This is a genomic window from Actinomadura sp. NBRC 104412 (assembly GCF_030269515.1).
Classification (GTDB): Bacteria; Actinomycetota; Actinomycetes; order Streptosporangiales; family Streptosporangiaceae; genus Spirillospora.
Window position 1 is genome coordinate 76,190 of record NZ_BSTM01000010.1, and the last position, 12,482, is coordinate 88,671.

General features: G+C 72.6%; 12 protein-coding genes. 6 read left to right on the top strand and 6 right to left on the bottom strand.

Annotated features, from left to right (window positions below; genetic code table 11):
• Nucleotides 1-32: 32 nt before the first annotated feature.
• On the bottom strand, nucleotides 33-1,862 hold the full coding sequence (locus QSK21_RS15015) for a bifunctional sugar phosphate isomerase/epimerase/4-hydroxyphenylpyruvate dioxygenase family protein (RefSeq protein WP_285696337.1): 1,830 nt from the start codon (nucleotides 1,860-1,862) through the stop codon (nucleotides 33-35).
• A 112-nt stretch (nucleotides 1,863-1,974) separates the two neighbouring features.
• Between QSK21_RS15015 and QSK21_RS15020 the strand changes: the two genes are divergently transcribed.
• The 5 genes from QSK21_RS15020 to QSK21_RS15040 all read left to right on the top strand — a co-directional run bounded on the left by QSK21_RS15020 (nucleotide 1,975) and on the right by QSK21_RS15040 (nucleotide 6,881).
• Nucleotides 1,975-2,922, top strand: a complete 948-nt coding sequence (locus QSK21_RS15020; RefSeq protein WP_285696338.1) for a shikimate dehydrogenase — start codon at nucleotides 1,975-1,977, stop codon at nucleotides 2,920-2,922.
• Nucleotides 2,919-4,334, top strand: coding sequence for an Nramp family divalent metal transporter (locus tag QSK21_RS15025; RefSeq protein WP_285696339.1), 1,416 nt, complete (start codon nucleotides 2,919-2,921; stop codon nucleotides 4,332-4,334). The genes QSK21_RS15020 and QSK21_RS15025 overlap by 4 nt, the downstream gene beginning before the upstream one ends.
• Before the next feature lie 113 nt (nucleotides 4,335-4,447).
• Nucleotides 4,448-6,025: a hypothetical protein gene (locus QSK21_RS15030; protein WP_285696340.1), complete on the top strand. Its 1,578-nt coding sequence runs from the start codon at nucleotides 4,448-4,450 to the stop codon at nucleotides 6,023-6,025.
• Between the two features lie 10 nt (nucleotides 6,026-6,035).
• Entirely contained in the window at nucleotides 6,036-6,518 is a 483-nt protein-coding gene (locus QSK21_RS15035) for a CBS domain-containing protein (protein ID WP_285696341.1), read from the top strand.
• 69 nt (nucleotides 6,519-6,587) lie between these two features.
• Nucleotides 6,588-6,881 carry a sulfurtransferase TusA family protein gene (locus tag QSK21_RS15040; protein ID WP_285696342.1) on the top strand — a complete coding sequence of 98 codons (294 nt, stop codon included), beginning with the start codon at nucleotides 6,588-6,590 and terminating at the stop codon, nucleotides 6,879-6,881.
• A 45-nt stretch (nucleotides 6,882-6,926) separates the two neighbouring features.
• On the opposite strand, the gene QSK21_RS15045 is transcribed toward QSK21_RS15040, so the two are convergent.
• From QSK21_RS15045 to QSK21_RS15060, 4 genes are all read right to left on the bottom strand, one after another.
• Complete coding sequence (locus tag QSK21_RS15045) at nucleotides 6,927-7,844, bottom strand: NADP-dependent oxidoreductase (RefSeq protein WP_285696343.1); 918 nt, start codon at nucleotides 7,842-7,844, stop codon at nucleotides 6,927-6,929.
• Nucleotides 7,841-8,302, bottom strand: coding sequence for a PPOX class F420-dependent oxidoreductase (locus QSK21_RS15050; RefSeq protein WP_285696345.1), 462 nt, complete (start codon nucleotides 8,300-8,302; stop codon nucleotides 7,841-7,843). The genes QSK21_RS15045 and QSK21_RS15050 overlap by 4 nt, the downstream gene beginning before the upstream one ends.
• Nucleotides 8,302-8,901, bottom strand: coding sequence for a methyltransferase domain-containing protein (locus QSK21_RS15055; protein WP_285696346.1), 600 nt, complete (start codon nucleotides 8,899-8,901; stop codon nucleotides 8,302-8,304). Before QSK21_RS15055 ends, QSK21_RS15050 begins: the two co-directional genes overlap by 1 nt.
• 110 nt (nucleotides 8,902-9,011) lie before the next feature.
• Nucleotides 9,012-10,415, bottom strand: coding sequence for a glycoside hydrolase family 5 protein (locus tag QSK21_RS15060; protein WP_285696347.1), 1,404 nt, complete (start codon nucleotides 10,413-10,415; stop codon nucleotides 9,012-9,014).
• 176 nt (nucleotides 10,416-10,591) lie between these two features.
• On the opposite strand from QSK21_RS15060, the gene QSK21_RS15065 reads away from it, so the two are divergent.
• Complete coding sequence (locus QSK21_RS15065) at nucleotides 10,592-11,629, top strand: LacI family DNA-binding transcriptional regulator (RefSeq protein WP_502871566.1); 1,038 nt, start codon at nucleotides 10,592-10,594, stop codon at nucleotides 11,627-11,629.
• Nucleotides 11,630-11,637: 8 nt separating this feature from the next.
• Here QSK21_RS15065 and QSK21_RS15070 read toward each other — a convergent pair whose 3' ends face one another.
• A complete protein-coding gene (locus tag QSK21_RS15070; protein WP_285696350.1) occupies nucleotides 11,638-12,474 on the bottom strand; it encodes an NAD-dependent protein deacetylase in 837 nt (278 codons plus the stop codon).
• Between the last annotated feature and the right edge of the window lie 8 nt (nucleotides 12,475-12,482).

Below are 12,482 nucleotides of genomic sequence, written 5' to 3' on the forward strand. Positions count from 1 at the left end.
TCCACGGGACGGGGGAGCGGTCGGCTCTCATCCTAGGAGCTGTGCGCGTGCTGGGCGGCGAGGCGGATGGGGGCGTTGGGCGCGCCGTAGCCCCGGTACCCGCCGATGCGCTGGACGATCTCGAAGAAGACCCGTCCGGTGGTGACGGTGTAGCAGTGCAGGAACTCGCCGTGCTCGTCCCGGTCGTACAGCAGTCCCAGCTCGCGCAGCAGGCGGAGTCGTTCGGGACCGAGGTCGTGCCGCGCCTTCAGGTCGTCGTAGTAGTTGCCGGGCACGGGCAGTGGCGCGGCGCCGCCGGAGGTGCGGAGCCGGCGGGCCGTGGCGACGATGTCGCGGCTGGCCAGCGCGACGTGCTGCCAGGCCACGTCCCGGTCGTGGCTCCCGACGTGGGCGACGTTGAGGGCCATGCGGACGCGCCCGTCGTCGGTGGAGACCGCGCGGCTCCGCAGCAGCCCGTACGGGTCGGGCAGCTCCAGGCTCTCGTGCGGGCGAAGGCCCAGGACGCTGCGGTAGAAGAGGGAGGCCTCGTCGAAGTGGTGCCAGGGCTGGGTGAGCGCCACATGGTCGATGTGGGTGATCTCGCCGGACGGCTCCGGCGGTGAGGAGGGGGCGCAGCCGCCCGTCCGGAAGTCGTCCGTCCAGCTCGAGTGGTCGGGACGCGCGGTGCGGCAGAAGAACAGCTCCGTGCCGTCGGGCGCGGCGACGGAGTCCAGCGGCGCGTCCCGGGGTCCGCGCCGCCGGGGCAGGACGGGTGACAGCAGCGCCTCGGCGCGCCTGACCGAGCCGGCCGGGTCGGGCGACTCCAGCCCGATCGCGGCCAGCGCCGGGCCGTCCTCGCTCTCGGCGCTTCCCGTGTTGAGCAGGATGCGCGCCTCCCCCTGCTCCCACAGCTCGACGGGCTTGCCGGAGTGCGTCCCGGTGCGCGCGAAGCCCAGCGCGGTGAGCTGGTCGCCGAGCGGCCCCGTCTCCGGGACGGCGAGTTCGGCGAAGGCGAACCCGGTCGGGACGACGGGCGGCGGCGGAGGGGTGAGGCGCGACGCGCCGCCGAGCCGCCGCCCGGCAGCCTCCTCCAGGAAGATGAGGGAGCGCATGGCGTCCTGCGCGGTGCGCATGGCGGCGGCCTGCCGGAAGATGTCGTTGAACACCTCCAGGGACAGCGGCCCCTCGTAGCCGGTGCGCAGCACGTGCGCCAGCAGGCCCGTCACGTCGAGGTCGCCCTGCCCCGGGAAGCAGCGGTAGTGACGGCTCCAGTACAGGACGTCCATGGGCAGCGCCGGGGCGTCGGCGAGCTGGAGGAAGACGATCTTCTCGGCGGGGATGGTCTCGATCGCGTACGGGTCGGCGTCCCGCGCCAGGATGTGGAAGCTGTCCAGGCACAGCCCCAGGTTCGGATGGTCGGCCGCCCGGACGATCCGCCAGGCGTGCCGGTAGTCGCTGACGTGCCGCCCCCAGGCCAGGGCCTCGTAGGCGATCGTGATGCCGTGGCGGGCGGCGCGGTCGGCCAGCGCGCGCAGTTGCTCGGCGGCGAGCGCGTCGTCGTCGACCGCGGCGGGCGAGACGCTGGAGCAGACCAGCAGCCGGGTGGCGCCGAGCCGTTCCATCACCGCGAAGGTGTGCTCGGCGCGGCGCAGGTTCTCGGCGAGCAGCCGCGGCGGCACCGCCTCGAAGTCGCGGAACGGCTGGTAGAGCTCGACGGCCAGGCCGAGGTCGGCGGCGCGCGCCCGGACCTCCTCCGGGCTCATCGAGGAGACGACCAGGTCGTTGTGGAAGATCTCCACGCCCTGGAAGCCGGCGGCGGCGACGGCGGTGAGCTTGTCGGCCAGCGTGCCGCTGAGCGACACCGTCGCGATGGATCTGCGCATCTCTCCTCCATGCCCGTCCGGATCACACCCTTGAGTGTACGTACTAGTTCGTACATCATGTGGAAGTGACGTACCAGACGCGTGCGTCGGTGGTGGCCTTCGAAGGAGCGGCATGGTGGACAACCGGGCGGACGGGCGTCGCGGCGGGAACGTCCCGGCGCGCGTCCCCTGCCGGTACGGCCTGATCGGCTCGGGCATCGGAGCGTCGCTGTCGCCGGCGCTGCACGAGGGCGAGGGCCCCCACCACGGCCTCGACCTGACCTACGAGCTGATCGACGTCCAGGACCCGGACACCCCGGACGACCTGGACCGGCTGCTGCGCGAGGCCGAGGAGGCGGGCTTCGCCGGGCTCAACGTCACCCACCCCTTCAAGCAGCGGGTGATCCCGCGGCTGGACGGGCTGTCCCGCCAGGCGGAGGACATCGGCGCCGTCAACACCATCGTGTTCTCCGGCGGACGCAGGGTCGGCCACAACACCGACGCGGCCGGGTTCGCCGAGTCGTTCGCGCGGGAACTCCCCGGGGCCGCGACCGGGCATGTCGTGCAGCTCGGCGCCGGGGGAGCCGGTGCCGCCTGCGCCCACGCCCAGCTCACCGCGGGCACCGGACGGCTGACCATCGCCGACCCCGACCCGGCCCGCCGCGCCGCCCTGGTCGGCCGCCTGACCGCCAGGTTCGGCGCCGGCCGCATCGCCGGCATCCCGCCGTCCGGGCTGGAGACGGCGCTCGCCTCCGCCGACGGGGTCGTGAACGCCAGCCCCGTCGGCATGCGCTCCCACCCCGGCACCCCCATGCCCGTCGACCTGCTGCGCCCCGGGCTGTGGCTGGTCGACATCGTCTACATGCCCCTGACCACCCGCCTGCTCCAGGCGGCGCGCTCCCGCGGCGTGCGCGCCATCGGGGGAGCCGGCATGTGCGTGTTCCAGGCCGCCGCGTCCTTCGAGCTGATCACCGGCCGGGTCCCCGACACCGGCCGGATGCTCCGCCACCTGCGCGCCCTGCTCGCCGAGCGCCGGTCGCGCCCGTGCCCCGCCCCCGCAACCCCCCGGAGGACCCCATGACCCGCCCCGTCAAGCCGCCCCGCCCGCCCGTGCCCCCGGCCGCCGTCCGCGACCTGCCCGACCCCATGCCGCTGCGGCGGATGGTGGGTCCGGGCGTCGTGGCCGTCGGCATCGGCATGGCCGCCGGCGAGATCATCCTGTGGCCGTACCTGACCTCGATCGGCGGCCTCGGCCTGCTGTGGCTGGCCCTGGCCACGCTGGCGATCCAGTACGTCATCAACATGGAGATCGAGCGCTACACCCTGGCGACCGGGCAGACCGCCGTCGCCGGATTCTCCTCGTGGTGGACCGGCTGGGGCGTGGTCATCTGCCTGGCCGGTGCCTTCCAGTACGTCTGGCCCGGCTGGGCGACCAGCGGCTCGACCGTGTTCACCTACCTTGTCGGCGGCGGTGACGCGGTGTGGATCACCGTCGCGGCGCTGGTGGTCATCGGCGTGCTGCTCACCTTCTCCAAGGTGATCTACAAGACGGTGGAGCGGGTCGAGGCGGTCAAGGTCGCGCTCACCCTGTTCTTCCTGGCCGTCGCGGTGGTGTTCGTGATCTCGCTGTCCACCTGGGGGGAGGGCGCGGAGCGGACCGTGACCGGGTTCGGGCGCATCCCGGACGGCATCACCTTCACCATGATCCTCAGCGCGCTGGGCGCCGCGGGCGCGGGCGGCGTCCACAACCTGGTGCTGAGCAACTGGATCCGCGACAAGCGGTACGGCATGGGCGCCCACGTCCCGCGCCTGATCTCGCCCATCACCGGGAAGGAGGAGGCGTCCGGCGGCGACCGCTACACCTTCCCCGACACGCCGGAGAACCTCACCCGCTGGCAGGTCTGGTGGAAGCGCGCCAACATCGAGCACTTCACCACGTTCTTCCTGGTCTGCCTGGCCACGATCGGCATCATGTCGCTGCTGGCCTACGAGACCCTGTTCGGACGCGACGACTTGAAGAGCGATCCGTCCTTCCTGCGCGTGCAGGGCGAGGTCATGGCCGGTGAGGTCGGCGACTGGCTCAAGCCGCTGTTCTTCGCGATCGCCGCGGTGTCCCTGTGGGCCGCCGCCATGGGCCTGCTAGACGTCATCGGCCGTGTCGCGGGCGACTTCCTCAGGCGCACCTACCTGTCGGGATCGTCCCGCTGGACCGAGGCCCGCCTCTACCTGGCGGTGGTCTGGGCCGAGATCGTGCTCGGCTCCATCATCCTGCTGGCGGGCTTCGACCAGCCGATCGCCCTCCTGGTCGTCTCCACGTGCGCCGCCTCGGTGGTGACCCTGCTCTACTCGATCCTGCTGGTCAGGCTGAACACCAGGGACCTCCCGCCCGCCATCAGGCTTCGCGGCGCCCGCCTGGCCGGCATGCTGATCGCCATCGCCTTCTACGGCTTCTTCGCCCTGGCCATGGTGGTCACCCAGATCCAGGACCTCTAGCGCCGATGTGAATGCCCCACCCGAGTGCCCTTGCGGGGGGCTCGGGTGGGAATTCACCTTACGTTTACCGGTGCTGTGCCTTACCCGCGCCTGATTGCTGGCACGTTGTCGGCGTGATCGCCAGTCTCCGAGAGGCTCCCGACCGGAAACGGAACGGCACCGCGTCGGCACGCGGCAGGGGCATCCCGTGGGGGCGGCTGATACCCGCCGCGCTGCTCCTGGCCTGGCTCGCCGTGCTGCTGGCCCACCTGCGCACGCCGCAGCCCTCGGACCAGCTCCACTACCTGACCGCCGCCGACCTGTTCCCGGAACCCGTCGACGGGGCCCTCCTGACCCACCAGATGACCAGGTTCGGGCTGATCGTCCCGGCGAGCGTGGCGGTGGAGGCGTTCGGGTACTCGCAGGCCGCGTACGCCGTCGTGCCTCTCCTGGCCACGCTGTCGCTGATGCTCGGCACCTACGCGCTGGGCACGCTGCTGTTCGCCCGCGTGGTCGGCGCGGCCGCCGGGGTCGCCGTGGTCGCGGCCACGCCCGTGTTCGCCGACAGCACCGACCTGATGCCCGACGTGCTCGCCGTGGGCCTGTTCACCTGCGCGCTCGCGCTGACGGTCGCGATCGCGGGACGGGACGGGCCCCCCGGCCGGTGGCGGCTCGCCGGGCTGGGGGCGCTGCTCGGCTGGTCGTACCTGACCCGTGAGTTCATCGTCTTCCTGTGGCCGCTGGTCCCGATCCTGCTGTACCGGAAGGCGGGCCGGCGCGGGCTCGCGTGGATCGCGGTGCCGATCGTGGCCATGGTCGCCGCCGAGATGCTGCTGTGCTGGCGCCTGTACGGCGACCCGCTGGCCCGGCTGAAGGCCGCCGCCGGCCACGGCGGCGCCCCGTCCCCTCCGGAGATCGCCTCCACCTATCGGGACAAGCCACGGTCGCTCTACCTGCTGCGGCTCCCGCGGACGCTGATCGACGAGTACCCGGACGGGCGCCTGCTGGTCGGGCTGATCGGCCTGACGCTGGCGGGAGCGCTGGTCTGGCCCCGCCGGCTGGCCCTGCTCGCGGGGGCGTTCCTGCTGACCTGGGTGCCGCTCACGCTGCTGGGAGGCGTGATCGACCCGTCGGCGCCCAAGCTGCGGCTGCAACTGATCCGGTACTGGTTCCCGATCTTCCCCGCGTTCGTCCTCGGCGGCCTGGCCGCGCTGTGGCTGGCGGCGACCGTGCTGAGCGGACGACTGCCCGGAGGGTCGCGCGCGCGGGCGGTCGTGCCCGCCGTGGTCGTGCTGGCCGCCGCCATGGTCGTCACCGGCGTCGCCGCACGGTCGTGGTGGGCGTCCGAGACCACACGGCTGGGCGGCGCCACCCAGATGGAGGCGTTCCGGTCCTGGATGCGCGACCACGACCGCGCGTACGGCCGGGTGTGGGCGGACCCCCGGACCGGGTCCGTCCTGATGGTCTACCGTTCGGGCCCGTTCGGCGGCCGGAGCTGGGACGCCCCCGTCCTCAAGCTCCGGGAAGGCGCGCCGTTCACGCCCCGCCGAGGCGACCTCGTCGTGTTCTTCGACACCGACGGGGGGAAGCTGTGCCCGCGGTGCCAGGACGCGGCGCGCCGCGTCTGGGGTGACGTCTCCGGGGACCGGCCGGGCTGGAGCCGGGTCTACGCCACGGGGGACGGCGTCCTGCGGGTGTACGCGATCGGATAGCGTCGGTGGTGTGCGCGCACGACAGCTCGCCGAGGAGTTCCCGACCGTCACCCCGGACAGCGCGGCGATGGAGGCCGCCAGGCTGCTGGCCGAGCACCGGCTGCCCGGCCTGATCGTCGTCGATGAGCGGCGGCACCCCAAGGCGGTGCTGCCGGGCTCGCAACTGCTGCGCGCCGTCATTCCCGGGTACGTCCAGGACGACCTCGCGCTCGCCCGCGTCTACGACGAGGGCCACGCCGACAAGCTGACCGAGAGCCTGCGCGGGAAAACGGTCGCGGACGTGCTGCCCAGGACCGCCGACCGGACCCCGCCGCCGGTCGTGGACGCCGACGCCACCGCCATGGAGATCGCCAGCGTGATGGCGGCGGCGCGCAGCCCCGTGGTCGTCGTGACCGGCGACGCCCACCGTACCGACGCGCCGATGATCGGCGTCATCACCGTCTCGCGCCTGCTGACCCGCCTCCTGGCCACCGGTTCCGGCCCTTCACCATGAACCACGCGAGCGTCGCGATCCGCCTATGATCGCCTCACGGGACGGACGGACGCTCGCGGGGGGCGAGGCATGACGGGGAAGCACGACGCACCGGTGGTCATCGACGGCGGCGACAAGTCCTGCGTGCGGCTGCTGCTGGAGCTGCGCGGACGCCTGGCCGAGCTGCCCGCCGGGACGATCGTGCATCTGATCGCGTCCGACCCGGCGGCGCCCCTGGACCTGGCCGCCTGGTGCCACCTGACCGGCCACGGCTACCTGGGCACCGTTCCGCCGCCCTACGGCGACACCCCGACCTACGCCCTCAGCGTCGCCGCCGCCCCCCGCCCCACCGAGGCGGCCAGCCCCTGGCGGCCCCGGGACTGAGCCGCCCCGGGGACCGCGGTTCCGCGGCCGTCCCGGGGCCGCCGCTCAGCCGACGGTCAGAATGATCTTGCCGGTGGCGCGGTTGGTCTCCCCGCGCTCATGCGCCCTGGCCGCCTCCTCCAGGGGAACGACGGTGTCGAGCTCGGCCCGCAGCCTTCCCGCCTCGGCCAGCGCCGCGAGCTCCTTCATGCCCTGCTGGTCCGGCTCCACCAGCAGCACCTCGCTCCGGATGCCGGGCGTGTCGGGGACCCGGACGTCGCGGGGCGTGAGGGTGACGATGACGCCGCCGGGGCGCAGCGTCCGCACCGAACGCGGCCCGTACTCGCCGCCGATCGTGTCGAGCACCACGTCCACGTCCCGCACCGCCTCGGCGAAGTCGGTGGTGCGGTAGTCGATCAGCTCGTCCGCGCCCAGCCGCCGCAGCAGCGCGTGCTTCGGCTCGCTGGCGGTGCCGATGACGTACGCGCCGCGCGCCTTGGCGATCTGCACCGCCAGATGCCCCACCCCGCCGGCCGCGGCGTGGATCAGGACCCGCTGCCCCGGCCCGACACCGGCCGTGTCCACCAGGGCCTGCCAGGCGGTCAGCCCCGCCAGGGGGATTCCCGCGGCCTGCACATGGTCCAGATTGTCGGGCTTGCGCACGAAGTACCGGGACGGGGCCGACACGTACTCGGCGTAGGCACCGGCGCCCTGCGGGTACTTCAGCATCCCGAACACCGCGTCGCCCGGCTTGTGCAACGTCACGCCGACACCGGTGGCCTCCACCACCCCCGACAGCTCCCACCCCAGCACGAACGGAGGCTGGAGGTACAGCCCGAACGCCCGGTGCTTCCAGTCGGTCGGGTTGACCCCCGCCGCGTGCACCCGTACCAGTACCTCGGTCGGACCCGGCTCGGGCTTGGGCAGGTCGACCTCCTTGAGCACGTCGACGCCCCCGAGCACGTCCTGGCTGATCGCCCTCATGCCAGGTGGGGTGGGAAGCCGCCGGTGGCCACCGGGCCCCATCGCTCGGGAGTGACGCGGATGATCGACTTGCCCTGGTCGATCATGGCCGCGCGGTACTCGTCCCAGTCGGGGTGCTCGCCGGAGATGTTCCGGTAGTACTCGACCAGCGGCTCGACCGAGCCGGGCGCGTCGATCACCTCGGCGGTGCCGTCGATCTGCACCCAGGGGCCGTTCCACTCGTCGGAGACGACGATGACGCTGACCCTGGGGTCGCGCCTGGCGTTGCGGGTCTTGGCACGTTCCGGGTACGTCGAGACCACCACCCGGCCCGCGTCGTCGACCCCGCAGGTCACCGGGGAGCCCTGCGGCCCGCCGTCGGCACGGGTGGTGATCAGCAGGGCGCGGTGCCTGGGGCGTACGAAGTCCAGCAGTTCCGGCAGCGCCACCGTGGTGTTGGTCGCGATCGGCCTGGCCATCAGCGGCCCTCGGAGAGTGAGTCCATGGCGCGATTATCCCGGGCCAGCATGCGCCGCTTGCCATGGGGGACGTCCTCCTGGAAGAGAACGGTGAACGTGCCCGGCAGCAGGGACGCGGGCTCGTCCTCGCCCAGGCACCACTCGGCGGCCAGGTGAGGCCGGGCGCGCAGCGCTTCCCGGGTGAACGCCTCCCACGCGAGGACTCCGCCGGGTGCCACCGCCTCCACGGCGGGGCCGAAGACGGCGCGGTCCCAGAAGCCGGTGCACAGCACGAGCGCGAAGGCGGACGGGGGCGGCGTCCACGTGCCCAGGTCGGCATGGACGAGGGTGATCAGGTGACGCAGGCCGCGGGCCTCGGCCTCCCGGGCGAGCAGGTCGAGGGCCACCTCGGAAATGTCCACCGCCGTCACGCGGCGCCCGGACGCGGCGGCCAGCAGGGCGCCGCCGGACGGGCCGGACGCGAGGTCGAGCATCGGTCCGTCCGGGGGCGGCAGGGCCAGTGCCCGCTCCGCCAGCGGGTGGGCGGTGAACGAGGCGCCCGCCTCGTACTTGGCGTTCCACCTCAGCCGGTCGGGATGGCGTGCCGGGACATGGCTCATGTGCGGCGCTCCAGCGGTAGGGCGAGCGGGCGGCGGACGACCGCGACCCGGGCGGCCGGCGGCTCGCCGATCCGCATGCCCCAATTCCAGGCATCGACGTCGGGCCGGTGTCAAGCGTGCTCCCGGGTGTGGCGTGCGAGAATCTCCGCCAGGTGCTCGCGGCGGCGGCAGGCGGCGAAGGCGAACGAGTTCGCCAGGGCGTCCAGCTCCCCGTCGTCCAGGCCCCGGAACAGCTCGGCGTACTCGACCGTCAGCGGCTGCGCGAACAGGATGTGCCGCACCAGGTCGTCGGTGAACTTGCGGCGCCCGAGCGGGTAGGGGTCGAAGCCGGGGAACTCCTCGTCCATGAACGCGCGGATCGGCTCGATCAGATGCCGCACGCCCTCGTCCGTCGAGCCCCAGTGGTCGGCCCCCAGCCGCGCCTTCTTGGCCTGGAAGTCACCGAACCGCCTGATGTACGGGCTGTCCGCGCTGGTGTGGACCAGGCCCTGCACCCCGATGTCCTTGTACGTCCAGATCGACCATCCGGCGTCGTAGGCGTCGTAGATGGCCAGTTGGTCGCGGAGGATCTGGTAGCGCTGCACGTCCCGGTCCGGGTCGCCGGTGTAGACCGGGCCGAACTCGCCCACCCAGATGGGCGTGCCGGTCCGCCGCATGTAGTCGCTGCGTTCGAGGAACGTCTCCTCAAGGCTGTCGCGGTCGACCCATTCCCCTTCGGTGTACCCGGGGTACGGGCCACCGTAGACGAAGCCCGCCGGCGCGTAGTCGTGGCAGGTGTAGACGGTGTTGTCCGGCGGGTCCCCGAACATGTCGAACCGGGTGGAGTAGGTGTTGCCGTCCAGGAAGATCGTGTGGCGCGGGTCCACCTCGCGGACCGCGCTCACCAGCCGCTCGTAGAACGGGCCGATGACCTCCCCGGAGACGTCGGCGGGCTCGTTCAGCAGGTTGTATCCGGCGACCCACGGATGCCCCGCGTACCGGTCCGCGATCACCTGCCACAGGTGGACGAGCCGGTCCTGGAAGTGGGCATGCTGCCAGAACGACGGCAGATGCGTGGGGTTGTCGCTGTGCCAGTGGTGGTTCTGCGCGCCGGGAGCCGCGTGCAGGTCCAGGACGGTGTAGAGGCCGTGCCGGGCACAGATGTCGATCACCCGGTCGAGGTGGCGGAACCCCGACTCGATGATGGTGAACGGGGCGCGGTCGTCCTCGAAGTGCCGGTAGTTCAGCGGCAGGCGGACGCAGTTCAGCCCGAGCGAGGCCAGGTAGGCGGCGTCGTCCTCGCCGAAGAAGACGGTCAGCAGCCGGTCGAAGAACCGGTGCGCCCGGTCCTCGCCGAGCACGCGGTTCACCTCCCGCCGCATCAGGCTCTCGGTGGACGGGTAGCCGGTGATGAAGTTCTCCATGTTCATCCAGCCCCCGAGCCCGACGCCGCGCAGCCGCACCTTCGCCCCGGTCCCGTCGGTCAGCGAGGTCCCGCTGACGCGGAGGAACCGCGCGTCGTCCTTGAACACCATCGCTCCTTCCGAGGCGTGCCCCCGGATCCGCCGTCCCTCGAAACTTTGTCGATACATTTCGGAAACTAGGGAGCGACGGTCTTGGGTGTCAATAGCCGAGGGACCCGTGGTGGGAGACGGGAAGGCCCCGAAACATTTCGGAGTAGGATGCCCTTAATCAGAAGGCGAGGTCTGTGTTGGCGAATCGGATCCAGCGGCGAGTCACGATCACGACGATCGCCCGCGAGGCGGGGGTGTCGGTCTCCACGGTGTCGAAGGTTCTCAACGGGCGTGCCGACGTGGCCGACGGCACGCGCACGCGGGTGGAGGAGCTGCTCGAGAAGCACTCCTATCCCCGGGCTCGGCGGCGTGGCTCCGATCCCGCGGGGCTGATCGACCTCGTCTTCGACGAGCTCGACAGCCCCTGGGCCGTGGAGATCATCCGTGGCGCCGAGGAGGTGGCGCACGCCGCGGGCGTCGGCACCGTCGTCTCGGCCATCCACGCGGCCGTCGAGCCGAGCCGTTCCGAGCCCGCCCGGCAGTGGCTGGACAACGTGGAACGGCGCCGCTCCGAAGGCGTCATCCTGGTGCTGGAGGAGCTGACCCCCGAGCAGCGCACCCGGCTTGAGGCGCTGAACGTCCCGTACGTGCTGATCGACCCGCGCGGCGAGCCCGACCCGGAGGTGCCCTCGATCGGCGCCGCCAACTGGGCCGGGGGACTCGCCGCCACCCAGCACCTCATCGACCTGGGCCACCGCCGGATCGGCCTCATCGGCGGCCCCGCCGGGGTGCTGTGCAGCCGCGCCCGGCTGGACGGCTACCGGGGCGCCCTGGACACCGCCGGGCTGGCGCTGGACCCGGCGTTGATCCTGTACGGCGACTTCCACCACGAGAGCGGCTACATCCAGGGCGGCCGGCTGCTGGAGCTGCCCGACCCGCCGACCGCGATCTTCGCCGCGTCCGACCAGATGGCCTACGGCGCCTGCGAGGCCGCCCGCGAACGCGGCCTGCGCATCCCGCAGGACCTCAGCATCGTGGGCTTCGACGACCTGTCGGTGTCCCGCTGGTTCTCCCCGCCCCTGACCACCGTCCGCCAGCCCCTGGCCGAGATGGGCACCCTGGCCGCCCGCATGCTCTTCCGCCTCTCCCGCGGCGAGACCCTGGAGACCACCCGCGTCGAGTTGGCCACCCAACTGGTGAAGCGGGAGTCGACCGCCCCGCCGCCGGTGGCCTAGCCGTACACCTAGGCGAGGGCGGCGACCAGGTCCGTGAGAGTCCGGCCCAGCGGGGCGTCCAGGCGCAGGAGCGCTTCCCCGTCGCCCCGGGTGGGGCCCTGGTTGACGATGGCGACGGGGATGTTCAGGGCGGCGGCGTGGCGGACGAAGCGGTAGCCCGACATGACGGTCAGGGACGAGCCGAGGACCAGAAGGGTGGCGGCCCGCCCGGTCAGGTCGAAGCAGGCCCGGACGCGCGGGGCGGGAACGTTCTCACCGAAGAAGATCACGTCGGGTTTGAGGACGCCGCCGCAGGACGCGCAGCCGACCACCCGGAAGCCGGCGACCCGGTCATCGTCGAGGGCGACGTCGCCGTCGGGGTTGATCGCGGCGCTCTCGGCGTGCCAGCCGAGGTTGGCTGCGGTCAGGCGTTCGTGCAGGTCCTGACGGGGGCTGCGCCGGCCGCAGCCGAGGCAGAGGACGCGGTCGAGGGAGCCGTGCAGCTCGATCACGTCGCGGGCGCCGGCGGCCTGGTGGAGCCCGTCGACGTTCTGGGTGATGATCCCGGTCACCAGGCCGCGCCGCTGGAGCTCGGCGACGGCGCGGTGGCCGGCGTTCGGTTCGGCCCGCGCGATGTGCCGCCAGCCCAGATGGCTGCGCGCCCAGTAGCGGCGGCGGGCCTCGGCGCCGCCCACGAACCGCTGGTACGTCATCGGCTCGGCCCGCCGCCTGCGCCCGGTCTCCCCCCGGTAGTCGGGGATGCCGGACTCGGTGGACAGGCCCGCGCCGCTCAGCACCACCACGTCGCCGTCGGCGACCAGGTCGGCCAGCAGTTCCCCCGGGGCCGCCTCAACCTGCGTTGTCACCCCTCCAT